Origin of the sequence: Phytopseudomonas seleniipraecipitans (genome assembly GCF_900102335.1) — a bacterium.
GTDB lineage: Bacteria > Pseudomonadota > Gammaproteobacteria > Pseudomonadales > Pseudomonadaceae > Aquipseudomonas > Aquipseudomonas seleniipraecipitans.
On record NZ_FNBM01000006.1, the window covers coordinates 1 to 26,411 of the forward strand.

Genomic DNA, 26,411 nt, shown 5'->3' on the forward strand with positions numbered 1-26,411 from the left:
CATCACTCCGATCGCGGTATCCAGTATTGCTCGGCGCTCTACCAAGCGCTGCACAAGTATCACGGTGTGCAGTGTTCGATGACCGATGGCTACGACTGCTATCAGAACGCGCTTGCGGAGCGGGTTAACGGAATTCTGAAGAACGAACTGCTGCTGCGCAGCCCCAGTGATTTAGAGCAGGCTAGAGCAATGGTCAACGAGGCGGTCAGGATCTATAACAAGGAGCGTCCACATCTGGCCCTGAAATACAAAACGCCCGATGCGGTGCATCGGGCGTTTTTGGAACCACAAATCTAACTGAAACGGTGTAAACCTATTTCAGGACTAGACACCGTCACAGCACCAGTGAGAGTGCTTTCAGCCCGCCATCTCCATGCAGTTGCGGCCACTGCGTTTGGCGCTGTACAGCGCTTTGTCGGCGCGGTCGAGGAGGCTTTCGAGGCCCTCACCGGCTTCCAGCGTTGCGCAACCGAGGCTGATTGACAGGTCAATAGGCTTGCCCTGCGCTACGCATTGCAGGTCTATGACCGACTGGCGCAGACGTTCGCCAACCAGCGCCGCACCTTCGCGCGGCGTACCGGATAGCAGCACCATGAATTCCTCGCCGCCGTAACGGAACACCATGTCGATATTGCGCAACTGGTCTTTCAACGTGGCAGCGACAGCCTTCAGTACCTCGTCACCGGCGCTGTGCCCGTGTTCGTCGTTGATACGTTTGAAATGGTCGATGTCGAGCATCAACAGCGACAGCGGCTGGGCGTTGCGGCGTGCCAGTTCGATCTCGCGACCCAGCACTTGATCCATGGCGATGCGGTTGCCGGTATTGGTCAGCGGATCACGCAGGGCACTTTGGATGGCGACGCGGTAAAGCAGCGCATTGCGCAGCGGAAACAGCAGGCTGGCCAGCAGCGACTCCAGTTGCGCGAGTTCCTGGTCGGAAAAGCGTTGGCGACGGCGGAAAGTCAGTTCGCCCAGGTATTCACTCTCATGGCTGAGGCGATAGGTGGCTGAATGATTCGCCTGCTTGCCCATATCCAGCCGCAGGTCGCTGCTCTGATGTTGATAACCCAGGGTATCAACCGGCACCAGCTGCTGAATCTCGCGGAAAAACATGCTCAGGATGCGCTCCGCGTCCAGGCTGGTCTGCAAATGCAGTCCCAGCCGCTGGCGTAGCTGCGCAAGGCTGATCGGACGGGCCTGATCTTTACGATTCGCGAAGCCGAGGCGCTGCAGTTTGGCAGCATCGAAATCGATCGTGTTTTTCTGGCTAGGTGGAACCATTTTGGGTGAACCTCTGGCGCTTCGTGACGGCTTAAAAGCCATAGAGCGAATTTCGTGCCAGTCTTTTAGGTCCGCGCGAAAGCCTTTAGGTTCAATGGGTTGAGACAAGAATGCGACGGCGCAAGGCCATTGGTGGCAATCTGCTGTCAGAAGGTCGGCAATGATCTGCCGGCCTTTTGCAGTGGGCGACAATTTACTGTCGTCATGATGCGTGCCGCTGATTGCGGCTGGGAAAAATCCTAACGGCGCCTATTGAGCGTCAAAAGCCTGGCCGTTGATGCCCTGACTGTCCGGGCCCATCAGGTACAGGTACAACGGCATGATCGCGTCGGGCGTCGGATTGTTGTGCGGATTTTCGCCAGGGTAAGCCTGGGCGCGCATGTCGGTACGGGTGCCGCCTGGGTTGACGCTGTTGGCGCGGATCGCGGTGAGCCCATCTACCTCGTCGGCCATCACCTGCATCAGGCCCTCCGTGGCGAACTTGGATACTGCGTAGGCGCCCCAATAGGCCCGGCCCTTGCGGCCGACGCTGCTCGACGTGAACACCACCGACGCATCGGTCGACAGCTTGAGGAGCGGCAGTAGCGTACTGGTCAGCATGAACATCGCGTTGACGTTGATTTGCATCACGCGCATGAAGTGTTCGCCGGACAGCTGCTCAAGCGGTGTGCGCGGGCCGATGATCGAGGCGTTGTGCAGCAGGCCGTCGAGTTTGCCGAATTCCTTTTCGAGCATCGCGGCCAATTCGTTGTACTGGTGCGGCAGTGCGCTTTCCAGATCGAAAGGGATCACCGCGGCTTTGGGATGGCCGGCCTGTTCGATGGCGTCATAAGTGCGTGCCAGGTTGTCTTCGCTCTTGCCGAGCAGCAACACGGTGGCGCCGTGGGCGGCGTAGGTACGTGCCGCCGCGGCACCGATTCCGCGTCCTGCGCCGGTGACCAGAATCACGCGATCCTTGAGCAGGTCGGGGCGGGCGCTGTAATCGAACATGGCAGGGTCCTTCAGGTAGCGGTGTGGAAAGGGCAAACCGAAATTTGCGGACGGGCTGGGGGCTGATTCTGAGCGACGGCACAGGTGCCGTCGCTGACTGCTGTCAATGGATTCGCGAGCGTCTCAGCAACTGCACAGCGCTTGATCAAGCACAGCGCGCAATTCCAGGGGGTGATCGACCACCACATCTGCGCCCCAGTGACGCGGGTTGTCGTCAGGGTGAATGTAGCCGTAGGTCACTGCCGCAGTCTTGGTGCCTGCCGCTCGCCCTGATTCGATGTCGCGCAGGTCATCACCGACGAACAACACACTGGCGGGGTCCAGCTTGAGGGTCGTGCAGGCCAGGGTCATCGGTTCCGGATCCGGCTTGCTGCGCGTCACGTGGTCGGGACAGATAAGAATCGACGAGCGTTCTGCGAGGCCCAGGCGCTGCATGATCGGCTCGGCGAAGCGCAGCGGCTTGTTGGTCACCACGCCCCAGATCAGCTTGGCGCGCTCGATGTCCTCAAGCAACGCTTCCATGCCGTCGAAGGGGCGAGTCAACACCGCGCAGTGATCCTGATAGCGCTCCAGAAACTCCAGGCGCAAGGCCTCGAAGCCCTCGCTCATGGGGTCGATGTCGAACGAGTTGACGATCATCGCCCGAGCGCCGCCCGAGACGTGATCGCGAATCAGCTTGTCATCCACAGGCGGCAGGCCGCGGTCGGCACGCATGGCCTGGCAGATGGCGATGAAGTCGGGCGCGCTGTCGAGCAGTGTGCCGTCCATGTCGAAAAGAACCGCGCGCAAGCGCATCAGGCCTCCTTGGGGACTCGAGTCTGAGGGTTTAAAACGGGTTGGTCCGCGGCTGGGAATGCTGGTCACGGGCCGGATGTGCATGGTGCCATTTTCCGGAGGATGTATGGGCTCTGGTGTTTCTGCCACTGTATGTCACTTTGTCGCAGCGTGCAGCCGTTGTTCAACCGTTAAGCCGCGCGTCAGAGTGCCCTGGGTGGCCTAGCGGCTTCGCCTTTCGGCCGGTATCAGCGAGCCGATCCAGTGACAGGCCGGTAGCAGTCGCCCCGTAGCCTGGGTACCATCGGATACGGCTTGATTGCCTCCAGCGAGAATGTATGACCAGAAGCTATCTCCCCGTGAATCCGCCCCAGCGCCTGTTGATGGGCCCTGGCCCGATCAATGCCGACCCGCGCGTGCTGCGCGCCATGTCCAGCCAGCTGATCGGTCAATACGACCCGGCCATGACCCGTTACATGAACGAGGTGATGGCGCTCTACCGCAGCGTGTTCCGCACCGCCAACACGGCCACGTTGCTAGTCGATGGCACCTCGCGCGCGGGCATTGAGGCCATCCTGGTCTCGGCGATCCGTCCCGGCGACCGAGTGCTGGTGCCGGTGTTCGGCCGCTTTGGTCACCTGCTGTGTGAAATCGCCCGGCGCTGTCGTGCCGACGTCCACACCATCGAAGTGCCGTGGGGCGAGGTATTCAGTGCCCAGCAGATCGAGGATGCAATCAAGCGGGTTAAGCCGCGTCTGCTGCTGACTGTGCAAGGCGACACGTCGACCACCATGTTGCAGCCGCTGGCGGAACTGGGCGACATCTGCCGCCGCCACGGCGTGCTGTTTTATACCGATGCCACCGCCTCGTTGGGTGGCAACCCGCTGGATACCGATGCCTGGGGCCTGGATGCGGTCTCCGCCGGCCTGCAGAAGTGCCTGGGCGGGCCATCCGGCACGGCGCCGATCACGCTTAGTGCGCAGATGGAGGAGGTCATTCGTCGCCGCGCCTGTGTGGAGGCCGGTATTCGTACCGCTGCTCATCAGAATGGCGACGACGAAATGATCTACTCCAACTATTTCGACCTCGGCATGATCCTCGATTATTGGGGCCCCGAGCGCCTCAATCACCACACTGAGGCAACGTCCGCGCTGTTTGCGGCTCGCGAGTGCGCGCGGATAATAGATGAAGAGGGGCTGGATGCAGGCATCGCCCGCCACAAGCTGCACGGCGATGCGCTGCTCAAGGGCATTCAAGGCATGGGCCTGGAGACGTTCGGCAACCTCGATCACAAGATGAACAACGTGTTAGGCGTGGTGATTCCCGAAGCGGTCAATGGCGACCAGGTGCGCAAGCTGATGCTCGAGGATTTTGGCATCGAGATCGGCACCTCCTTCGGGCCCCTCGCTGGCAAGGTTTGGCGTATCGGTACCATGGGCTATAACGCCCGCAAGGATTGCGTGATGCAGACCCTCGGCGCGTTGGAAGCTGTGTTGAATCGCCTCGGCTTTCGCACCGTCCAGGGCGCCGCGATGCAGGCGGCCTGGGGGCATTACGAGGAACATTGTCAGCTGACCCCGTCGACGGCGTAGGGCGAGAGAAGTTGTGGCGCAGGGTGCTGCGGACCTCGGCGAGCAGCGGGGCCCGAGCATCAGCCGAGCAGTGCCCGGCCGCTATTCAGCTAGATCTCATGTGCGGAGTACGCAGGCGGCGATCAGCCCGCCTTGCTGGTGTGCACCATGTAGTTGACGTCGACATCGTTGGCCAGCTTGTAGTGCTTGGTCAGCGGGTTGTAAGTCAGGCCGATGATGTCCTTGACCTGCAGACCGGTGTCGCGGCTCCAGGCGCCCAGCTCGGATGGGCGGATGAATTTTTTGAAGTCATGGGTGCCACGCGGCAGCAGGCGCAGGATGTATTCCGCCCCGATCACCGCAAACAGGTACGCCTTGGGGTTGCGGTTGATGGTGGAGAAGAACACCTGGCCGCCGGGTTTGACCAGCTTGTGGCAGGCGCGAATCACCGAAGACGGGTCAGGCACGTGTTCGAGCATTTCCAGGCACGTGACCACGTCAAACTGGCCGGGCATCTCTTCGGCCATGGCCTCGGCGGTGATTTGCCGATAGTCCACTTCCACACCGGACTCCAGCTGATGCAGGCGCGCCACGGCCAGCGGCGCTTCGCCCATGTCGATGCCGGTCACTGTGGCGCCGCGTTGGGCCATGGCTTCGCTGAGGATGCCGCCGCCGCAGCCGACGTCGAGTACCTTCTTGCCGGCCAGGCCGGCGCGCTCGTCGATCCAGTTGACCCGCAGCGGGTTGATCTCGTGCAAGGGCTTGAATTCGCTTTCCCGGTCCCACCAGCGGTGGGCGAGGGCTTCGAATTTGGCGATTTCAGCGTGGTCGACGTTGCTCATGGTATTCCCTGAATAAAGCGGATGCGTATGACATGGCGCGTGAAGCGCTCATGGTGCCAGCTTTGTCCGGCGTGATGCGCGCCGGGTTGGTCGTTGAGGTGTGACAGTTTGCCGTAGTTTGTGATCAATGGGTCGGACGCCCGGCAATCTTCGCGCCCCATTGCTGGGTGGTCGTGATAATGCGTTCCTCGTCCAGGCGAGTCAGCCGACGATCTTCAAGCAGCGGCTTGCCGGCGACCCAAAGATGCTCGACGCAGTCTCGCGAGGTGGCGTAGATCAGCTGCGAAACGGGATCGTAGACCGGTTGCTGGGCCAGGCCGCGCAGGTCGAAGGCGACGATATCGGCGGCCTTGCCTAGCTCCAGCGAACCGATCTCCTCATCGAGGCCGAGCGCCCGTGCGCCATTGAGCGTCGCCATGCGCAGCGCGCGGTGGGCGTCCAGCGCGCTGGCCGAACCGGCCACGGCCTTGGCCAGCAGGGCGGCGGTGCGGGTTTCGCCGAGCAGGTCTAGGTCATTATTACTCGCGGCACCGTCGGTGCCGATGGCGACGTTGACGCCGGCCTGCCAAAGCTTCTCGACCGGGCAAAACCCGCTGGCCAGCTTGAGATTGGATTCCGGGCAGTGGATGACGCTGCTGTTAGTGGCGACCAGCAGGGCGATATCGTCGTCATCGATCTGAGTCATGTGCACGGCCTGGAAGCGTGGGCCGAGCAGGCCGAGGCGGTACAGGCGTGCCAGTGGACGCTCACCATAATGCTCGAGGCTCTGTTGCACTTCGAAGGCGGTTTCCTGCACGTGCATATGAATGCCGCCGTCTACCTCTTCGGCGAGGATGCGCAGTTTCTCCAGATTAGCGTCGCTGACCGTGTAAGGCGCATGGGGGCCAAAGGCGACGCTGATACGCGAATGGTGCTTCATCTCGTCAAACAGTGTCAGGCCCTTGCGAAGCGCCTCGTCGGCATCGCGGGCGCCGGGAATGGCAAAGTCCAGCACCGGAATACTGATCTGCGCGCGCATGCCACTGGCGTGAACCCGCTCGCAGGCCATTTCCGGAAAGAAATACATGTCGGCGAAACAGCTGATGCCGCTTTTTATCTGCTCGGCGATCGCCAGTTCGGTGCCGTCCTGCACGAACTGCTCATCGACCCATTTGGCTTCTGCCGGCCAGATGTGCTTTTCCAGCCAGGTCATCAGTGGCAGGTCGTCTGCCAGGCCTCGGAACAAGGTCATGGCGGCGTGGCCGTGGGCGTTGACCAGGCCCGGCGTCAGCAGGCGACCGGGTAGCTCACGGATTTCCGACGCGCCGCGGCGCAGCGCTTCTTCACGCGGCGCGATGAGAGCGATTTTGCCGTCCTTGATGCCCAGGCCGTGATCGTGCAGCACAACGCCGGCCGGCTCGACCGGCACCAGCCAAGTGGGCAGCAATAGAAGGTCGAGCTGGGCGTCGGCCATGGGCGGGTTCCGTTATCCAAAACGCTGAGTCTATAGAGGAATGCCGCGGTCTTGAAGGTGCGCGGTAGTGCGCGAGCAACGCATGTGCTGCTAGCTGATTGCGCGGCGTATACTGGCCGGCTTTCTAGGATGGAGTGGGTGATGCGCGAACGTTTGCTGGCTGCCGAGCAGGTTGTGGGCTTTGTTTGGCGCGACGGAGCCCTGCACGTGCTCGATCAAGGCCGTCTGCCGGCTGAGCAGATCTGGCATGCCTGCCACTCCCTTTCTGCAGTGAGCGGGCTGCTGGCGCGCGGCGCGGTGCAGGGCGCCTCGGCGACGACCCTGTGCAGTGCCTATGCCTTGTTGCTCGGCGCTCGCCAGCGGGCGGACGAGGGCGGCGACTGGCAGGCAGGCCTGCAGACCGACGCCCACCTGCTGGTGAATGCTGGCCTGCCTCGCCGCGATGCCGACTGGTTGCTGCAACAGATGCATCAGCGCCTGGCGCACGCACGGCCTGATGCTGAGCCGTTGGCGATACTCGAAGACGAGGCCCATGGCATCCATCAGCGCGACCGCGAAGCCAATCTGGCCATGGCGCAACTGGGTGTGGAACTGATCCGCAGTTTCCAGGGCAATTCGCAGAACCTGCTGAGTATCGGCTGTGCCGGCGCAATGGCCTGTGGCGGCTTCGGCACCGCGCTGGCGGTGATTCGTGGCGCTCATCTTGAAGGCCTGCTTGAACGCTGTTACCTCGGTGAAAGCCGCCCGTTGTTGCAGGGCGCCAAATTGGCCGCCTGGGAGCTGGTCGAGGAGGGCATCGCTGTAGGTGTAAGCACCGACGCAGCGTTGGCTCATGTGATGAAGGTGCGTGGCGTTACCTGGGCCATCGTCGGTGCAGAGCAAATCGCTGCCAATGGCGATGTGCTTGGTGTGATCGGCACCTATCAACTGTCGGTCGCCGCCATGCACCATGGAGTACGTTTGATGGTGGTGGCACCGAGCGCGCTCATCGACCTGCAGGCCGAAAGCGGCGAGGCGTGTTTCCACGAGCTCGGCCATGCGCCGCTTGGCTATCCGCAGCGTGAGCGGGTGGCTGGGGTGGATGAGATAGAGCCGCAGTTCGATGTGACACCGGCCGACCTGGTGGATTTTCTGGTCACCGAGAAGGGCATCATCGAGCGACCTGACGTCGCCAAGCTGGCGCAACTGTTGTCACGCAAGCATCTGCACTAAACCCCTGGCTTCGTACACCGCCAGGGATAGGTGCAGGGCATGCTTTGTGGTAAGCTCCGGCAGTTTTCAGGGGCGCCGTCAGCGGTCGCCGTCACTGCTCGAATACATGGCATAACGTATTGATTTGTCGTGAGTCGTCGCTGGCCTGATGCCATCGCGACGCGCTTCGCCCGATTCCTTTTGAATGGGTGGAGCTTCACCAGAAAAAAGGAATCAGGCTACTCATGGGCGAACTGGCCAAAGAAATCCTCCCGGTCAACATCGAAGACGAACTGAAACAGTCCTACCTCGACTACGCCATGAGCGTGATCGTCGGGCGTGCCTTGCCGGATGCGCGCGATGGCCTCAAGCCCGTGCACCGTCGGGTGCTGTTCGCCATGAGCGAGCTGGGCAACGACTGGAACAAGGCGTACAAGAAATCCGCCCGTGTGGTCGGTGACGTGATCGGTAAGTACCACCCGCACGGTGATACCGCCGTTTACGACACCATCGTCCGTATGGCTCAGCCGTTCTCGCTGCGCTACCTGCTGGTCGACGGCCAGGGCAACTTCGGTTCGGTGGACGGCGACAACGCCGCCGCCATGCGATACACCGAAGTGCGCATGACCAAGCTGGCTCACGAGCTGCTGGCCGACCTGCACAAGGAAACCGTCGACTGGGTGCCCAACTACGACGGCACCGAGCAGATCCCGGCGGTCATGCCGACCAAGATTCCCAACCTGTTGGTCAACGGCTCCAGCGGTATCGCCGTGGGCATGGCGACCAACATTCCGCCGCACAACCTGAGCGAAGTCATCGACGGTTGCCTGGCGCTGATCGACAACTCGGAGCTGACGGTCGATGACCTGATGCAATACATCCCGGGCCCGGATTTCCCCACCGCTGGCATCATCAACGGCCGCGCCGGTATCGTCGAAGCGTACCGCACCGGCCGCGGGCGGATTTACATCCGCGCCCGTGCCGAAGTCGAAGACATCGACAAGGTCGGTGGCCGCCAGCAGATCGTCGTTACCGAGCTGCCATACCAGCTGAACAAGGCACGGCTGATCGAAAAGATTGCCGAGCTGGTCAAAGAGAAGAAGCTTGAAGGCATCACCGAGCTGCGCGATGAGTCCGACAAGGACGGTATGCGCGTGGTCATCGAGCTGCGTCGTGGTGAAGTGCCGGAGGTCATCCTCAACAACCTCTACGCCCAGACCCAGATGCAGAGCGTGTTCGGCATAAACGTGGTCGCGCTGATCGACGGCCAGCCGAAGATTCTCAACCTCAAGGACATGCTTGAGGCGTTCATCCTGCACCGCCGTGAAGTGGTGACCCGGCGTACCGTGTTCGAGCTGCGCAAAGCACGTGAGCGTGGCCATATCCTTGAAGGCCAGGCCGTTGCGCTGTCCAACATCGACCCGGTCATCGCCCTGATCAAGGCCTCGCCAACGCCGTCCGAAGCCAAGGAAGCGCTGATCGCTACAGCGTGGGAATCGACCGCGGTGGAAGCCATGGTCGAGCGCGCTGGCGCCGACTCCTGCCGCCCGGAACACCTCGATGCGCAGTTCGGTCTACGCGACGGCAAGTACTACCTGTCGCCGGAACAGGCTCAGGCGATTCTTGACCTGCGCCTGCACCGCCTGACCGGCCTCGAGCACGAGAAGCTGCTGGCCGAATACCAGGAAATCCTCACCCAGATCGGCGAGCTGATCCGCATCCTCACCAGCGCCGTGCGCCTGATGGAAGTGATCCGTGAGGAGCTGGAAGCGGTCAAGGCCGAGTTTGGTGACAAGCGCCGTACCGAGATCCTCGATTCGCGTCTGGATCTGACCCTTGGGGACATGATCCCCCAAGAAGAGCGCGTGGTGACCATCTCTTACAGCGGTTACGCCAAGACTCAGCCATTGACGTCGTACCAGGCCCAGCGCCGTGGCGGCAAAGGCAAGTCGGCCACCGGTATCAAGGATGAGGACTACATCGCTCATCTGCTGGTCGCCAACAGCCACGCCACGCTGCTGCTGTTCTCCAGCAAGGGCAAGGTGTACTGGCTCAAGACGTACGAAATACCCGAGGCGTCGCGCGCCGCCCGTGGTCGTCCGCTGGTCAACCTGCTGCCGCTGGAGGAGGGCGAGTACATTACCACCATGCTGCAGATCGACCTCGAAGCCCTGCAGCAGCAGGCGGGTGCCGATGACATCGACGACAGCGACGACGCCGTGCTCGAAGGCGAGATTGTCGAAGCCGAAGAAGTAGCAGAAGTCGCCGAAATCGAAGAAATCGAAGGCGAGACTGCCGAACTGGTGGCCGAGCCGACTGGCGCGTACATTTTCATGGCCACCGCCTCCGGTACCGTGAAGAAAACCCCGCTGGTGCAGTTCAGCCGTCCGCGCTCCAATGGCCTGATCGCCCTGAAGCTGAAGGAAGGCGACACCCTGATCGCCGCCGCCATCACCGACGGCGCCAAGGAAGTCATGCTGTTCTCCAGTGCCGGCAAGGTGATCCGTTTCGCCGAGAGTGTGGTGCGTGTCATGGGTCGTGGCGCCCGTGGTATCCGCGGCATGCGCATCGGCAAGGATCAGCGCCTGATTTCCATGCTGATTCCCGAGTCCGGCGCGCAGATCCTCACCGCCTCCGAGCGCGGCTTCGGCAAGCGCACGGCGCTCTCCAAGTTCCCGCGTCGCGGTCGTGGCGGCCAGGGCGTGATCGGCATGGTCACCAAGGAGCGTAACGGTCCGATGATCGGCGCGATCCAGGTGCAGGACGGCGAGGAGATCATGTTGATTTCCGACCAGGGCACCCTGGTGCGCACCCGCGTCGACGAAGTCTCCAGTTCCGGCCGTAACACCCAGGGCGTAACCCTGATCAAGCTGGCCAAGGACGAGAAACTGGTGGGCCTGGAGCGCGTGCAGGAGCCATCCGAAGAAGACATCGAAGAGGCGCTGGACGAAGAGGGCAATCCTATCGTCGTCGCCGAAATCGATGAGGCCGGCGAAGCCGCTGTTGGCGAAGAGCCGGCAGCCGAAGGCGACGAGCCAGTGGAAGACCGCGACGCGTAAGCGCGCCGCTTTGCCCGCAACACCACGGTGTTGCGGGCAGCATTTCGCCAGATAGATGTAGCGCTGTAACCAGACAGTCAAGCGAGAGTGAATTGTGAGCAAGCGAGCCTTTAACTTCTGCGCCGGCCCGGCCGCGCTTCCCGAAGCCGTTCTGCAGCGTGCCCAGGCCGAACTCCTCGACTGGCAGGGCAAAGGCCTGTCCGTCATGGAAATGAGCCATCGCAGCGACGAGTACACCGCTATCGCTGAAAAGGCCGAGCAGGATCTACGCGATCTGCTGACCATTCCCTCCGACTACAAAGTGCTGTTCTTGCAAGGCGGGGCCAGCCAGCAATTCGCGGAAATTCCGCTCAATCTGCTGCCCGAAGACGGCACCGCCGATTACATCGACACCGGCATCTGGTCGAAGAAAAGCATCGACGAGGCTCGTCGCTACGGCAACATCAATGTCGCCGCTAGTGCCAAAGGTTACGATTACTTCGCGATTCCCGGGCAGAACGAGTGGCAGCTGTCCAAGGATGCCGCCTACCTGCATTACGCCAGCAACGAAACCATTGGCGGTTTGCAGTTCGACTGGATTCCCGAGACTGGCGACGTGCCGCTGGTGGTCGACATGTCCTCAGATATTCTTTCGCGCGAAGTCGATATCTCCAGGTTCGGTCTGATCTACGCCGGCGCCCAGAAGAACATCGGCCCGAGCGGTCTGGTGGTGGCGATCATTCGTGAAGACCTGCTCGGCCGTGCACGCAGCAGCTGCCCGACCATGCTCAACTACAAGATCGCCGCCGATAACGGCTCGATGTACAACACCCCGGCGACTTTCTCTTGGTACCTGTCGGGCCTGGTGTTCGAGTGGCTGAAAGAACAGGGTGGTGTCGCCGCCATGGAGCAGCGCAACAAGGCCAAGAAGGACTTGCTGTACGGCGTGATCGACGCCAGCGAGTTCTACAGCAACCCGATCGCCAGCAATGCCCGCTCGTGGATGAACGTGCCGTTCCGCCTTGGCGACGAGCGCTTGGACAAGCCGTTCCTGGCCGGAGCCGATGCGCGTGGCCTGCTCAATCTCAAGGGCCACCGCTCGGTGGGCGGCATGCGTGCCTCCATCTACAACGCAGTCGGCCTGGACGCTGTGCAGGCGCTGGTCGCTTACATGGCCGAGTTCGAGAAGGAGCACGCCTGATGGCAACGGACGTGAACACCGACCAGGCGCTGCAGGCCCTGCGCCTGCGCATCGACAACTTGGACGAGAAGATTCTCGAGCTGATCAGCGACCGTGCGCGCTGCGCCGAAGAAGTCGCGCGAGTGAAAATGGCCTCGCTGCCCGCGGGTGAACAGCCGGTGTTCTACCGTCCCGAGCGCGAAGCGCAGGTGCTCAAGCGGGTAATGGAGCGCAACCGCGGCCCGCTCGGCAACGAGGAAATGGCGCGCCTGTTCCGCGAAATCATGTCCTCCTGTCTGGCGCTTGAGAACCCTCTGAAAGTCGCTTACCTGGGCCCGGAAGGTACTTTTTCCCAGGCTGCGGCGATGAAGCATTTCGGTCACGCGGTGATCAGTCAGCCCATGGCGGCGATCGATGAGGTGTTTCGTGAAGTGGTGGCGGGCGCCGTCAACTTTGGCGTGGTGCCGGTGGAGAACTCCACCGAAGGCGCGGTCAACCACACCCTCGACAGTTTCCTCGAACACGACCTGGTGATCTGTGGCGAGGTGGAGCTGCGTATTCACCACCATCTGCTGGTCGGTGACGCCACCAAGACCGACCGCATTACCCGCATCTATTCCCACGCCCAGTCCCTGGCCCAGTGCCGCAAGTGGCTGGACGCCCATTACCCGAATGTCGAGCGCGTGGCGGTTTCCAGCAACGCCGATGCCGCTCGCCGGGTGAAAAGCGAGTGGAATTCGGCGGCCATCGCGGGTGACATGGCGGCCAATCTGTATGACCTGACCCGGCTCGCCGAAAAGATCGAGGATCGCCCGGACAACTCCACGCGTTTCCTGATCATCGGCAACCAAGAAGTCCCGCCGACCGGCGACGACAAAACCTCGGTCATTGTCTCCATGCGCAACAAGCCGGGCGCGCTGCACGAGCTGCTGGTGCCGTTCCACCATAACGGCATCGACCTGACGCGCATCGAAACCCGCCCGTCGCGTAGCGGCAAGTGGACCTACGCCTTCTTCATCGACTTCGTCGGTCACCATCGCGACCCGCTGATCAAGGACGTGCTGGAAAAAATCAATCAGGAAGCCGTGGCGCTCAAGGTGCTGGGCTCCTACCCGAAAGCAGTACTTTAACTGCGGCTCCAGGCCGCGGGTTGCGGGCTACAGGCGGAATCAGGCTTGTACCGCAGCCTGGGCCTGCAGCCTGAGGCCTGTATATGAGCTGTGATTTCATCGCCCTGGCACAGCCAGGCGTGCAGAAGCTGTCCCCCTACGTGCCAGGCAAGCCGGTCGATGAACTGGCCCGCGAGCTGAACATGGACCCGGCCAGCATCGTCAAGCTGGCCAGCAACGAAAACCCGCTCGGCCCAAGCCCCAAGGCGCTGGCGGCTATTCGTGCCGAGCTGGATGAGCTGACTCGCTACCCGGACGGCAATGGTTTCACGCTGAAAACCCTCCTGGCCGAGCGCTGTGGCGTTTCCACGGCACAGGTGACCCTGGGCAATGGCTCCAACGACATCCTCGAGCTGGTCGCTCGCGCGTACCTGGCGCCTGGTTTGAATGCAGTGTTCAGCGAACACGCGTTCGCCGTGTACCCGATCGCCACCCAGGCTGTCGGCGCACAGGCCAAGGTGGTGCCGGCCGTGGATTTCGGCCATGACCTGCCGGCCATGCTGGCGGCCATCGACGCCAACACCCGTGTGGTATTTATCGCCAACCCCAACAACCCGACCGGCACCTGGTTCGATACCCAGGCGCTGCGCGACTTCCTCGCCGGTGTGCCTGAAAACGTGCTGGTTGTGCTGGACGAGGCCTACATCGAATACGCCGACGGTGACGAGCTGCCGGATGGCCTGGATTTCCTCGCCGATCACGTCAACCTCTTGGTCTCGCGGACCTTCTCCAAAGCCTACGGGCTGGCGTCGCTGCGTGTTGGCTACGGCCTGAGTTCGGCGCAGATCGCCGATGTGCTGAACCGTGTGCGTCAGCCGTTCAACGTCAACAGCTTCGCGCTGGCAGCGGCCTGCGCCGCTTTTGATGATGCCGATTACCTGGCGCGCAGCCGCGAGATCAACGCCGCCGGCATGCTCCAGCTGCAGGCAGGCTGCCGCGAGCTGGGTCTGGGCTGGATTCCGTCCAAGGCCAATTTTATGGCCATCGACTTCGGGCGCGACACCGCGGCGATCAACCAGGGGCTGCTGCGCGAAGGCGTGATCGTGCGCCCGGTGGCCGGTTACGGCATGCCCAATCACCTGCGCGTCTCCATCGGCCTGCCGGCCGAGAACGCCCGCTTCCTTGAAGCGCTGCGCAAGGTACTGAGCGCGTGACTGCACGCAATGCAGCGGTGACGACGCCATTGGTCGAGCGTCTGGTGGTGGTCGGGCTCGGGTTGATCGGCGGCTCGTTCGCCAAGGGCCTGCGGGCCCGTGGTGTCTGCCGGGAAGTGGTTGGCGTCGACCTCGATCCGCAAGCGCGGCGCATGGCAGTCAAGCTGGGCGTGGTCGACCGCTGCGAAGAAAGGCTGGCTGCCGCGTGCGAGGGCGCCGACGTGATCATGCTGGCCGTTCCTATCCTGGCCATGGAGCGCGTGCTCGGTGAGTTGGCCAGGCTGGATCTGGGCGATGCGGTGCTGACCGATGCCGGCAGCGCCAAAGGCAATGTGGTGCGCGCTGCCGACGCAGCATTCGGTGGCGTGCCGGCGCGTTTCGTGCCGGGTCATCCGATTGCCGGCTCCGAGCAGAGCGGGGTGGAGGCGGCCAATGGCGAGCTGTTCAAGCGCCACAAGGTGATCCTCACGCCGTTGCCGCAGACCGATGCCGTGGCCCTGCAACGGGTCGATCAGCTGTGGCGCGAGCTGGGTGCCGATGTCGAGCACATGCAGGTCGAGCACCACGACCAAGTGCTCGCGGCCACCAGCCACCTGCCACATCTGCTGGCCTTTGGTCTGGTCGACTCGCTGGCCAAACGCAACGAAAATCTGGAAATCTTCCGCTACGCCGCCGGCGGCTTCCGCGATTTCACGAGAATCGCCGGCAGTGACCCGGTTATGTGGCACGACATCTTTCTCGCCAATCGCGAAGCCGTGCTGCGCACCTTGGATGTATTTCGCGATGACCTCGACGCCTTGCGCGACGCGGTGGACGCAGGGGACGGGCATCACCTGCTGGGCGTATTCACGCGCGCCCGCGTGGCCCGCGAACATTTCAGCAAAATACTGGCCCGTCGGGCCTATGTGGACGCTATGCACTCGAACGATCTGGTTTTCCTGGCTAACCCTGGTGGCACTGTGCGTGGGCGTATCCGCGTTCCAGGCGACAAATCCATCTCCCACCGCTCGATCATGCTCGGCTCGCTGGCCGAAGGCACTACCGAAGTCGAAGGCTTCCTCGAGGGTGAAGACGCCCTGGCGACCCTGCAGGCGTTCCGCGACATGGGGGTGGTCATCGAAGGGCCGCACCATGGCCGCGTAACCATTCATGGCGTCGGCCTGAATGGTTTGAAGCCGCCACCCGGCCCGATCTACGTGGGTAACTCCGGCACCTCCATGCGCTTGCTGTCCGGCCTGCTGGCGGGTCAGCCGTTCGACGTCACCATGACCGGCGATGCGTCGCTGTCCAAGCGCCCGATGAATCGCGTGGCCAATCCGCTGCGTGAAATGGGTGCGGTGGTCGAGACCGGCCCGGACGGTCGTCCGCCGCTGACCATCCGCGGTGGCCAGACGCTCAAGGCGCTGACCTACACCTTGCCGATGGCCAGTGCCCAGGTTAAATCCTGCCTGCTGCTGGCGGGCCTGTACGCCGAAGGCGTGACCACGGTCACCGAGCCGGCGCCGACCCGTGATCACACCGAGCGCATGCTTCGCGGCTTTGGTTACGCGGTCGAGTCCAACGGCCCTGTGGCTTCCCTGCAGGCAGGTGGCAAGCTGACCGCCACCCGTATCGAAGTGCCGGCGGACATTTCCTCGGCTGCCTTCTTCCTGGTGGCTGCGTCCATCGCCGAGGGCAGCGACCTGCTGCTCGAGCATGTCGGCATCAACCCGACCCGCACCGGCGTCATCGACATCCTGCGCCTGATGGGTGGCGATATCACCTTGGAAAACCAGCGTGAGGTCGGCGGTGAGCCGGTTGCTGATTTGCGTGTGCGCGGCGCCAAACTCAAGGGCATCGAAATTCCCGAGCACCTTGTGCCGCTGGCCATCGATGAATTCCCGGTGCTGTTTATCGCTGCGGTCTGTGCCGAGGGGCGCACGGTATTGCGCGGCGCCGAGGAGCTGCGCGTAAAAGAGTCCGATCGTATCCAGGTGATGGCCGATGGCCTGATCAGCCTGGGTGTGAACGTCGAGCCGACCGAAGATGGCATCATCATTGACGGCGGGCAGACCATCGTTGGCGGCGAGGTGTACAGCCACGGTGATCACCGCATCGCCATGGCCTTCAGCGTCGCCTCGCTGCGCGCAACAGCGCCGATTCGCATCCACGACTGCGCCAACGTTGCCACCTCGTTTCCCAACTTCCTCGCGCTTGCTGAGCAGGTGGGTATTCGCGTCGCAGTGGAGGGGCAGCAATGAACAGCAACGCACCAGTCATCACCATCGACGGCCCAAGCGGTTCGGGCAAGGGCACGGTTGCCGGCCTGCTGGCCAAGCAGCTGGGCTGGAATCTCCTGGATTCGGGTGCGCTGTATCGCCTACTGGCATTCTCTGCGCGCAACCACGGCGTTGACCTGACCAATGAAGAGTCGCTGAAACTGCTGGCCGCCCACCTCGACGTACAGTTTCTCGCGGCCGGTGACGGCAAGCCGCAACGCATCATCCTCGAAGGCGAGGAAGTCACCGAATCCATTCGCAACGAGCAGATCGGTGCGGGTGCTTCCCAGATCGCCGCGCTGCCTGCGGTGCGTGACGCATTGTTGCAACGACAGCGGGCCTTTCGCGAATCCCCCGGCCTGGTCGCCGATGGTCGCGACATGGGCACGGTGGTGTTCACTGACGCGCCGCTCAAGGTCTTCCTGACCGCCAGTGCCGAAGAGCGCGCCAATCGGCGTTACCTGCAGTTGAAGGCCAAGGGTGATGATGTTAATCTTGCGAGTCTTATCGATGAGATTCGGGCGCGCGATGAGCGCGATACCCAGCGCACGGTGGCTCCGCTCAAGCCGGCAGCCGACGCGATCCAGCTGGATTCCACTGAATTGTCCATCGAGCAGGTGCTTGAAAGAATTCTGAGCGAAGTCGCCAATCGCGACCTCGCCGGTTGAAAGGAGCCATTTTCGGCTCGCAGGGGAGGCATACGGGAGACCAGTCCACGTCCCGTAGGCCTCCTTTTATATGAATAAACCCGCATTGTCTGGAATGCGGAGCAGGGCGAATCCCCGCCCGATCCAACAGGAATCAACATGAGCGAAAGCTTTGCAGAACTTTTTGAAGAAAGCCTAAAAACCCTGGACATGCAGCCGGGTGCCATCATCACTGGCATCGTGGTCGACATCGACGGCGACTGGGTTACTGTTCACGCTGGCCTGAAATCCGAGGGCGTCATCCCTCTGGAGCAGTTCTTCAATGAACAAGGCGAGCTGACCATCAAGGTCGGTGACGAAGTTCACGTCGCGCTGGACGCGGTTGAAGATGGCTTTGGTGAAACCAAGCTGTCCCGCGAAAAAGCCAAGCGCGCCGAGTGCTGGATCGTCCTGGAAGCAGCTTTCGCCGCTGAGGAAGTGGTCAAGGGCGTTATCAACGGTAAGGTTAAAGGCGGCTTCACTGTCGACGTTAACGGCATCCGTGCGTTCCTGCCAGGTTCCTTGGTCGATGTCCGTCCGGTGCGTGATACCACTCACCTGGAAGGCAAAGAGCTCGAGTTCAAGGTCATCAAGCTCGACCAGAAGCGCAACAACGTTGTCGTTTCCCGTCGTAGCGTCCTGGAAGCTGAAAACTCCGCAGAGCGCGAAGCCCTGCTGGAATCGCTGCAGGAAGGCCAGCAGGTCAAAGGTATCGTCAAGAACCTCACCGACTACGGCGCATTCGTGGATCTGGGTGGCGTCGACGGCCTGCTGCACATCACCGACATGGCCTGGAAGCGTATCAAGCACCCGTCCGAGATCGTCAACGTTGGCGACGAGATCGATGTCAAGGTTCTGAAGTACGATCGCGAGCGTAACCGTGTTTCCTTGGGCCTGAAGCAGCTGGGCGAAGACCCATGGGTTGCTATCAAGGCGCGTTACCCGGAAAGCACCCGCGTTATGGCGCGCGTGACCAACCTGACCGACTACGGCTGCTTCGCAGAGCTGGAAGAAGGCGTGGAAGGCCTGGTACACGTTTCCGAAATGGACTGGACCAACAAGAACATCCACCCGTCGAAAGTCGTTCAGGTTGGCGACGAAGTGGAAGTCATGGTTCTGGACATCGACGAAGAGCGTCGTCGTATTTCCCTGGGTATCAAGCAGTGCAAAACCAACCCGTGGGAAGACTTCTCCGGTCAGTTCAACAAGGGTGACAAGATCTCCGGCACCATCAAGTCGATCACCGATTTCGGTATCTTCATTGGTCTGGACGGCGGCATCGACGGCCTGGTTCACCTGTCCGATATCTCTTGGAACGAAGTCGGCGAAGAAGCCGTACGTCGCTTCAAGAAGGGCGACGAGCTGGAAACCGTCATCCTGTCGGTCGACCCAGAGCGCGAGCGCATCTCCCTGGGCATCAAGCAACTGGAAGAAGATCCGTTCTCCGACTACGTTGCCGTCAACGACAAAGGCACCATCATTCGCGGTATCGTGAAAGAAGTTGACGCCAAGGGCGCTATCATCACCCTGGCCGAAGGCATCGAAGCGACTCTGAAAGCCTCCGAAATCAGCCGTGACCGCGTTGAAGACGCGCGCAACGTTCTGAAAGAAGGCGAAGAAGTTGAAGCCAAGATCATCAGCGTCGATCGTAAGAGCCGCGTGATCAGCTTGTCGATCAAGTCGAAAGACGTTGAAGACGAGAAAGAAGCCATCAAAGAAATGCGCAGCAAGCAGGAAGTTGAAACTTCCGGTCCGACCACCATTGGTGATCTGATTCGTGCGCAAATGGAAAACCAGAACTAAGTTCGGGTAATCCCAAAAAAGGGCGACTTCGGTCGCCCTTTTTTATGCCTGCGAGAAAGTAATTCGTGCGGTAAGGGCGCTGAAACCAAGCAAAGGATGGCGCCTGCCACTGGTGTTTCACCGGCATCCCAAGCGGCCTGGATACGACCCGGCGCTTGATGTTTCTAGGCCGCGGCCCCATTTGATGTGTAGAACGCCTTGTCATCACCCTTCGAGTCCGCCATGAGCCTGTTTTTGTCTTCCCGCCATCGAGCGGCTTTACGCATGTCGTGGGCGTTTATCGCCCCCTATCGTGGCCGTGTCGTCGGTGCGTTGCTGGCGCTGATGTTTACCGCTGCCATTACCTTGTCCATGGGGCAGGGCATCAAGTTGCTGGTCGACCAAGGGCTGGCCACGCAGTCACCGGAAGCGCTGCGCCATTCGATCCTGCTGTTTTTCGTGCTAGTGCTCGCCCTTGCTGTCGGCACCTACACGCGCTTTTACCTGGTTTCCTGGTTGGGCGAGCGGGTAGTGGCGGACATCCGCAAACGCGTGTTCGATCACCTCGTCGGGCTGCACCCAGGGTTCTATGCGCACAACCGCAGCTCGGAAATCCAGTCTCGCCTGACTGCGGATACCACCTTGCTGCAGTCGGTGATCGGCTCATCGCTGTCGATGGCGCTGCGTAACGTGATCATGCTGGTTGGCGGCATGATCCTGCTGGTGATCACCAACCCCAAGCTGAGTGCCATCGTGCTGGCTGCGTTGCCGTTGGTGGTGGCGCCGATCCTGCTGTTCGGCCGCCGCGTCCGGGAATTGTCGCGGCTCAGTCAGGACCGCATCGCCGATGTCGGCAGCTATGTCAGTGAAGTGCTCGGGCAGATCAAGACGGTGCAGGCCTACAACCACCAGGCCGAAGATCGCCGCCGTTTCAGCCTGTCCGCCGAGGCCGCGTTCGACATCGCGCGCAAGCGCGTCGCCCAGCGTGCTTGGCTGATCACCGTGGTGATCGTACTGGTACTTGGCGCCGTTGGAGTGATGCTTTGGGTCGGAGGCATGGACGTGATCGCCGGGCGCATCAGCGGCGGTGAGCTGGCTGCGTTCGTGTTCTATAGCCTGATCGTCGGTTCTTCATTCGGTACGCTTAGTGAGGTGATCGGCGAGTTGCAGCGAGCGGCCGGCGCCGCCGAACGCATCAGCGAATTGCTGCGCGCACGCAACGAAATCCATGAGCCGATCGAGGGTGCGCTGGTGCCTGCGCAGCCGGTACAGGGCCGCATCGAGGTGCAGGATCTTTCCTTCGCTTACCCGACGCGCTCGGAAAGCCTCGCCCTGGAGAACATCAACCTGACGGTCTTGCCCGGCGAAACCTTGGCTATCGTGGGGCCTTCGGGTGCTGGCAAGTCGACGCTGTTCGACCTGCTGCTGCGTTTCTACGATCCACAGCATGGGCGAATCATGATCGACGGACTACCCATCGAACGGCTCGACCCTCACGTGCTGCGCGAGAGTTTCGCACTGGTTTCCCAGCACCCGGCGCTGTTCTTCGGCAGCGTGGAAGACAACATCCGCTATGGGCGCCTGGACGCCAGCAGCGCCGAGGTGGAGGCCGCCGCACGTGCCGCCCATGCCCACGAGTTCATCGAGCGGCTGCCGCAGGGCTATCAGACCCATCTCGGTGATGCCGGGCTGGGCCTGTCCGGTGGCCAGCGGCAGCGCCTGGCGATTGCCCGGGCATTGTTGGTGGATGCACCTATCCTGCTGCTGGACGAAGCCACCAGCGCCCTCGACGCGGAAAGTGAACACCTGATCCAGCAGGCGCTGCCGGAGCTGATGCGCGGCCGCACCACCCTGGTGATCGCCCACCGCCTGGCCACGGTGAAGAGCGCTGACCGCATCGCTGTGTTCGATCAGGGGCGGTTGGTTGCCCTGGGCAACCACGCCGAACTGGTCGCCGGCAACCCGTTGTACGCGCGGCTGGCCGAATTGCAGTTCGTGGAGAAAACCTGAGGCAGGCCACATCGCAGGGCGCCGCTCTTGTAGGAGCCACGACCCCTCGGCGAATGGTGAGAGCGCCGCCGATATCGCGCTGATGCCGCCATCGTTTCGCGCCGAGGTCGACGCTCCTACAGTTAGGCCGGTGTTCACACCATTTGTAGGAGCCGCGAACCCGCGGCGAATGGTGAGAGCGCCGCCGATATCGCGCTGATGCCGCCATCGTTTCGCACCGAGGTCGACGCTCCTACAGTTAGGCCGGCGTTCACCATTTGTAGGAGCCGCGACCCCGCGGCGAAGGGTGATAGCGCCGCCGATATTGCGCTAACGCCGCCATCGTTTGAACGCAGAAGTGCTCGGTCTCAGCTATTGACCAAGCTGAGGAACTCGCTGCGTGTGGCGGCATTGTCGCGGAATTCGCCGAGCATCACTGAGGTCACCATGGAGGAGTTCTGCTTTTCCACACCGCGCATCATCATGCACATGTGCTTCGCCTCGATGACCACCGCCACGCCGAGCGCGCCAGTGACCTGCTGTACCGCTTCGGCAATCTGCCGGCTCAGGCTTTCCTGAATCTGCAGGCGGCGGGCATACATGTCGACGATCCGTGCGACCTTGGACAGGCCCAGCACTTTGCCGTTGGGGATGTAGGCGACGTGGGCCTTGCCGATGAAGGGCAGCAGGTGGTGCTCGCACAGCGAATACAGCTCGATGTTCTTGACCAGCACCATCTCGCTGGCGTCGGAGCTGAACAGCGCGCCGTTGGTAACTTCTTCCAGGGTTTTCTCATAGCCGTTGCAGAGGTACTGCATGGCTTTGGCGGCACGTTTGGGCGTGTCGAGCAGGCCTTCGCGGGAAACGTCTTCACCGAGTTGACCGAGGATGGCGGTGTAATGCTGTTCGAGTGTGGTGCGGCTAGAGTCCATGCGGCTTCCAGTGATGTTCGGATGACAATGTACCTGCTGCCTGGTGGCCGGCTGGCGCTTTACCACGAGGAGGTGGAGCGTCCAGCGTCGGCATCGAGGTTCAAGCGGGCGGCAATTGTAATCCGCTCGCGGCGATTTTACCGAGCGTAATTCGCCGCGCTGGGTGCCACTGTCTTATTGGGCCGCGTGGGCCGCCAGGCAGGTATCGAGCATGCGGTTGGAGAAGCCCCATTCGTTGTCGTACCACGCCAGTACCTTGACCAGTCGGTCGTTCACCTTGGTGTGGTTGGCATCGAAGATCGACGACTGCGGGTTGTGGTTGAAGTCGCAGGACACCAGCGGCAGCTCGTTGTAGCCCAATACCGGCGATTGCTGGCTGGCTGCGCGGAGCAGGGCATTGATCTCATCGGCAGTCGTGTCGCGCTGCACTTGTACTGTCAGGTCGACCAGCGAGACGTTGATTACCGGTACCCGCACCGCCATGCCGGTCAGTCGGCCCGCCAATTCTGGCAGCACCAGGCCGACGGCTTCGGCGGCGCCGGTCTTGGTGGGAATCATTGATTGTGTGGCCGAGCGCGCCCGGAACGGGTCGCTGTGGTAGACGTCGGAAAGGTTCTGGTCGTTGGTGTAGGCATGGATGGTGGTCATCAATCCACTTTCTATACCCAGCTCGCGCTGCAGCACCTGGGCGACCGGCGCCAGGCAGTTGGTGGTGCAGGAGGCATTGGAGATGATTTGGTGGCTGGCGCGCAGGCTGTCATGGTTGACGCCGTACACGATGGTGGCGTCTGCGCCTTTGGCTGGGGCGGAAATGATCACCTTGCGGGCACCGGCGCCGAGGTGCGCTGCGGCCTTGTCGCGGTCGGTAAACAGGCCGGTGCACTCGAATACCACGTCGATCTCAAGGTCCTTCCAAGGCAGGTCAGCCGGGTTACGCAGGGCGCTGACGGCGATACGATCACCGTTGATGATCAGGTTCTGGCCGTCGACCTCGACGGACGCATCGAAAATGCCGTGTACGCTGTCGTATTTGAGAAGGTGCGCATTGATGGCGCTGTCACCCAGGTCGTTGATCGCGACGACTTGCAGGTTTTCGCGGTAGTTCTGGGTATAGAGTGCACGGAGGACGTTACGGCCGATGCGGCCAAAACCATTGATGGCGATTCGCAATGTCATGAGCGCTGATCCTTATATGTTGTTTTAAAAACAAGATTATTCTCATGAAAGTAGAAATCAAGCGTTTTAGCTGTCAGTATTTTGATAAAAATACAATTCGAATTGCTACCTGTAGCCTGGAGTCGACACCATGCATCCCCGCATTCTCGAGGTAACCGACCGTCTGATCGCCCGTAGCCGCGCGACCCGCGAACGTTACCTGGCGCAGATGGCCGCCGCCGACAGCGACGGCCCACACCGCGGTGCACTGCAGTGCGCCAACTTTGCCCACGGCGTTGCCGGCTGTGGTTCCAGTGAAGACAAGCAGCGGTTGCGGCTGATGAACGAGGCCAACGTCGGCATCGTTACTGCCTACAACGACATGCTGTCCGCCCATCAGCCCTACGAACACTATCCCGAACTGATCAAGCAGGCGCTGCGCGCCGTGGGCTCGGTCGGGCAGGTGGCGGGCGGCGTACCGGCGATGTGCGACGGTGTGACCCAAGGCGAACCGGGTATGGAATTAAGCCTGGCGAGCCGCGAGGTGATCGCCATGTCCACCGCGGTGGCGCTGTCGCACAACATGTTCGACGCGGCGATGCTGCTGGGCATCTGCGACAAGATCATCCCGGGGCTGATGATCGGCGCCCTGCGTTTCGGCCACCTACCGATGATCTTCGTGCCGGGCGGGCCGATGCCGTCGGGCATTCCCAACAAGCAAAAGGCCGAAGTCCGCCAGCTTTACGCCGAAGGCAAGGCGACTCGCGACGAGCTGCTGGAATCGGAGATGAAGTCCTACCACAGCCCCGGCACCTGCACCTTTTACGGCACCGCCAACACCAATCAGGTGGTGATGGAAATCATGGGCCTGCACCTGCCGGGCTCATCCTTCGTCAACCCATACACGCCGCTGCGTGACGCGTTGACTGCAGAGGCCGCGCATCAGGTAGTGCGCCTGACCCGTCAGGGCGGCGAGTACACGCCGCTGTGCCGGATCATCGACGAGAAGGCGATCGTCAACTCGGTGGTGGCGCTCAACGCCACGGGCGGCTCGACCAATCACACGCTGCACATTCCAGCCTTCGCCCGCGCCGCCGGTATTCAATTGACCTGGCAGGACATGGCCGACCTGTCCGCCGTTACCCCGACGCTGGCCAAGGTCTACCCCAATGGGCAGGCCGACGTGAACCACTTCCATGCCTGCGGCGGCGTGCCGTTCATGGTGCGTACGCTGCTCGAAGCCGGCCTGCTGCACGAGGACGTCTATACCGTCGCCGGGCACGGCTTGTCCCGCTACACCCAAGAGCCGATTCTCGATGACGGTCGCCTGGTATGGCGTGAGGGCCCTGAGCAGAGCCTGGACCGCAACATCCTGCGCGGCGTGCCCGAAGCGTTCTCGCCCGAAGGCGGGCTGCGCGTGCTGCAGGGCAATCTCGGCAATGGCGTCGCCAAGGTGTCGGCCGTTGCGCCGGAGCATCAGGTCGTCGAGGCCCCTGCGCGGGTTTTCGAAACCCAGGTCGACCTCGCCGAGGCCTTCAAGGCCGGTGAGCTGGAGCGCGATTTCGTTGCCGTGGTGCGCTTCCAGGGGCCCAAGGCCAATGGCATGCCCGAACTGCACAAACTCACGCCGTATCTGGGCATCCTGCAGGATCGCGGCTTCAAGGTAGCGCTGGTCACCGACGGGCGCATGTCCGGTGCCTCCGGCAAGGTGCCGGCGGCGATTCACGTCAGCCCGGAAGCCTGGGATGGCGGGCCGCTGGCGCGGGTGCGTGACGGTGACGTGATTCGCGTCGATGGCAAGGAGGGGCGCCTGCAAATCCTCGTCGACGAGATCGAGTGGGCGGCTCGCGACTCTGCGCCACGCCCACAGGGCACCGGCATCGGCTGCGGCCGCGAGCTGTTCGCCTTCATGCGTGCTGCGTTCAGCCCGGCGGAAGAGGGCGCCAGTGCCTTTACCGCCGAACTGGATTCGCTGCGATGAGCCTGGCGCTGGTCGGCGACATTGGCGGCACCAATGCACGCTTCGCCCTCTGGCGCGACGAGCGCCTGGAGTCGGTGCGAGTATCGGCCACGGCGGATCACGCCACGGTCGAGCAGGCCATCCATGCCTATATGGAGGCCGAGGGCCTCGCGCTCGGTGAGGTAGAGACCATCTGCCTGGCCTGCGCCGGCCCGGTTGAGGTCGATCCCTTCCGCTTCACCAACAACCCGTGGCGCATCAGCCGTGCGGCATTCTGTGCCGAGCTGCAGGTGCGCGAGCTGCTGCTGATCAATGATTTCTCGGCCATGGCCCTGGGCATGACTCGGCTGCGTGACGATGAGTACATCAGCGTGTGCCCCGGCACGGCGCAGCCAGGACGGCCCAGCGTGGTGATCGGTGCTGGCACCGGCTTGGGCGTCGGTACGTTGCTGTCGCTGCCCGACGGCAGTTGGCACGCACTGCCGGGTGAAGGCGGGCATGTCGACCTACCCGTCGGCAGCATGCGTGAGGCGCAGATCTGGCAAGCCTTGCACCGCCAGCTCGGGCACGTCAGTGCCGAGGCGGGCGCGCTCAGTGGCAACGGGCTGTTGGCGCTGTACCGTGCTACATGCGTAGTGGATGGCCAGCCGGCCTCGCTGCAAAGCGCGGCCCAAGTCACTCGCGCTGCGCTGGAGGGCGAGCCGCTGGCGGTCAATGTGCTGGAGCTGTTCTGCTGCTTGCTCGGCCGTGTTGCCGGCAACAATGTGCTGACGCTCGGCGCGCGCGGCGGCGTGTATATCGCGGGCGGTATGGTGCCGCGTTTCGCCGACTTCTTCCTGGCCAGTGGTTTCGCCCGCAGCCTGCGCGACAAGGGCTGCATGAGCGATTATTTCGATGACTTGCCAGTCTGGCTGGTCACCGCCGAATACCCTGGCCTCGTCGGCGCGGGGGTTGCGGCCCAACAGCAGCTGTTACGGAGCTAGCACCCGGTTCGTTTTGTCCGAGC

General features: G+C 62.2%; 20 protein-coding genes. 13 read left to right on the forward strand and 7 right to left on the reverse strand.

The genetic code is table 11. The features are described from left to right. A partial coding sequence (locus BLS60_RS13640) for an integrase core domain-containing protein (RefSeq protein WP_143024602.1) occupies positions 1-297 on the forward strand: 297 nt, incomplete at its 5' end. Positions 298-357: 60 nt separating this feature from the next. Here the strand turns inward: BLS60_RS13640 and BLS60_RS13645 are convergent. From BLS60_RS13645 to mupP, 3 genes are all read right to left on the reverse strand, one after another. Further along, positions 358-1,281, reverse strand: a complete 924-nt coding sequence (locus tag BLS60_RS13645; RefSeq protein ID WP_092368983.1) for a GGDEF domain-containing protein — start codon at positions 1,279-1,281, stop codon at positions 358-360. A 249-nt stretch (positions 1,282-1,530) separates the two neighbouring features. Further along, positions 1,531-2,271: a YciK family oxidoreductase gene (locus tag BLS60_RS13650; RefSeq protein ID WP_092368986.1), complete on the reverse strand. Its 741-nt coding sequence runs from the start codon at positions 2,269-2,271 to the stop codon at positions 1,531-1,533. A gap of 123 nt (positions 2,272-2,394) precedes the next feature. Continuing rightward, positions 2,395-3,066, reverse strand: a complete 672-nt coding sequence (mupP, locus tag BLS60_RS13655; RefSeq protein ID WP_092368989.1) for an N-acetylmuramic acid 6-phosphate phosphatase MupP — start codon at positions 3,064-3,066, stop codon at positions 2,395-2,397. A gap of 317 nt (positions 3,067-3,383) precedes the next feature. On the opposite strand from mupP, the gene BLS60_RS13660 reads away from it, so the two are divergent. Next, positions 3,384-4,637: a pyridoxal-phosphate-dependent aminotransferase family protein gene (locus BLS60_RS13660; RefSeq protein ID WP_092368991.1), complete on the forward strand. Its 1,254-nt coding sequence runs from the start codon at positions 3,384-3,386 to the stop codon at positions 4,635-4,637. A 122-nt stretch (positions 4,638-4,759) separates the two neighbouring features. Here the strand turns inward: BLS60_RS13660 and ubiG are convergent, their stop codons facing one another. Then, the gene (ubiG, locus tag BLS60_RS13665) at positions 4,760-5,458 is read right to left on the reverse strand and encodes a bifunctional 2-polyprenyl-6-hydroxyphenol methylase/3-demethylubiquinol 3-O-methyltransferase UbiG (protein WP_092368994.1); all 699 of its coding nucleotides are present in this window, start codon (positions 5,456-5,458) and stop codon (positions 4,760-4,762) included. Positions 5,459-5,582: 124 nt separating this feature from the next. Further along, positions 5,583-6,911 (reverse strand): TRZ/ATZ family hydrolase, encoded by a 1,329-nt coding sequence (locus BLS60_RS13670; protein ID WP_092368997.1) that lies wholly within the window; start codon positions 6,909-6,911, stop codon positions 5,583-5,585. 141 nt (positions 6,912-7,052) lie between these two features. Between BLS60_RS13670 and BLS60_RS13675 the strand changes: the two genes are divergently transcribed. From BLS60_RS13675 to BLS60_RS13715, 9 genes are all read left to right on the forward strand, one after another. After that, positions 7,053-8,123: a s-methyl-5-thioribose-1-phosphate isomerase gene (locus BLS60_RS13675; protein ID WP_092369000.1), complete on the forward strand. Its 1,071-nt coding sequence runs from the start codon at positions 7,053-7,055 to the stop codon at positions 8,121-8,123. A 224-nt stretch (positions 8,124-8,347) separates the two neighbouring features. Next, entirely contained in the window at positions 8,348-11,161 is a 2,814-nt protein-coding gene (gyrA, locus tag BLS60_RS13680) for a DNA gyrase subunit A (protein WP_070883008.1), read from the forward strand. Between the two features lie 94 nt (positions 11,162-11,255). Further along, the gene (gene serC, locus BLS60_RS13685) at positions 11,256-12,341 is read left to right on the forward strand and encodes a 3-phosphoserine/phosphohydroxythreonine transaminase (protein WP_092369003.1); all 1,086 of its coding nucleotides are present in this window, start codon (positions 11,256-11,258) and stop codon (positions 12,339-12,341) included. Next, positions 12,341-13,450, forward strand: a complete 1,110-nt coding sequence (gene pheA, locus BLS60_RS13690) for a prephenate dehydratase (protein ID WP_070883010.1) — start codon at positions 12,341-12,343, stop codon at positions 13,448-13,450. Before serC ends, pheA begins: the two co-directional genes overlap by 1 nt. Positions 13,451-13,533: 83 nt before the next feature. After that, positions 13,534-14,643: a histidinol-phosphate transaminase gene (hisC, locus tag BLS60_RS13695; RefSeq protein WP_092369006.1), complete on the forward strand. Its 1,110-nt coding sequence runs from the start codon at positions 13,534-13,536 to the stop codon at positions 14,641-14,643. After that, positions 14,640-16,883: a bifunctional prephenate dehydrogenase/3-phosphoshikimate 1-carboxyvinyltransferase gene (locus BLS60_RS13700; protein WP_092369009.1), complete on the forward strand. Its 2,244-nt coding sequence runs from the start codon at positions 14,640-14,642 to the stop codon at positions 16,881-16,883. Before hisC ends, BLS60_RS13700 begins: the two co-directional genes overlap by 4 nt. Further along, positions 16,880-17,569 carry a (d)CMP kinase gene (gene cmk / locus BLS60_RS13705; protein ID WP_070883013.1) on the forward strand — a complete coding sequence of 230 codons (690 nt, stop codon included), beginning with the start codon at positions 16,880-16,882 and terminating at the stop codon, positions 17,567-17,569. Before BLS60_RS13700 ends, cmk begins: the two co-directional genes overlap by 4 nt. A gap of 138 nt (positions 17,570-17,707) precedes the next feature. Further along, positions 17,708-19,390: a 30S ribosomal protein S1 gene (gene rpsA / locus BLS60_RS13710; protein WP_070883014.1), complete on the forward strand. Its 1,683-nt coding sequence runs from the start codon at positions 17,708-17,710 to the stop codon at positions 19,388-19,390. Positions 19,391-19,612: 222 nt separating this feature from the next. Then, positions 19,613-21,379 (forward strand): ABC transporter transmembrane domain-containing protein, encoded by a 1,767-nt coding sequence (locus BLS60_RS13715; RefSeq protein WP_092369012.1) that lies wholly within the window; start codon positions 19,613-19,615, stop codon positions 21,377-21,379. A gap of 347 nt (positions 21,380-21,726) precedes the next feature. On the opposite strand, the gene folE is transcribed toward BLS60_RS13715, so the two are convergent. Both folE and gap read right to left on the reverse strand, forming a co-directional pair. Then, positions 21,727-22,290: a GTP cyclohydrolase I FolE gene (gene folE, locus BLS60_RS13720; protein WP_092369015.1), complete on the reverse strand. Its 564-nt coding sequence runs from the start codon at positions 22,288-22,290 to the stop codon at positions 21,727-21,729. A gap of 174 nt (positions 22,291-22,464) precedes the next feature. Further along, on the reverse strand, positions 22,465-23,466 hold the full coding sequence (gap, locus tag BLS60_RS13725; RefSeq protein WP_092369018.1) for a type I glyceraldehyde-3-phosphate dehydrogenase: 1,002 nt from the start codon (positions 23,464-23,466) through the stop codon (positions 22,465-22,467). 130 nt (positions 23,467-23,596) lie between these two features. Between gap and edd the strand changes: the two genes are divergently transcribed. Together edd and BLS60_RS13735 are read left to right on the forward strand one after the other, a co-directional pair. Beyond that, a complete protein-coding gene (edd, locus tag BLS60_RS13730) occupies positions 23,597-25,426 on the forward strand; it encodes a phosphogluconate dehydratase (protein WP_070883465.1) in 1,830 nt (609 codons plus the stop codon). After that, on the forward strand, positions 25,423-26,388 hold the full coding sequence (locus BLS60_RS13735; protein WP_092369021.1) for a glucokinase: 966 nt from the start codon (positions 25,423-25,425) through the stop codon (positions 26,386-26,388). The genes edd and BLS60_RS13735 overlap by 4 nt, the downstream gene beginning before the upstream one ends. The last annotated feature ends 23 nt before the right edge of the window (positions 26,389-26,411 follow it).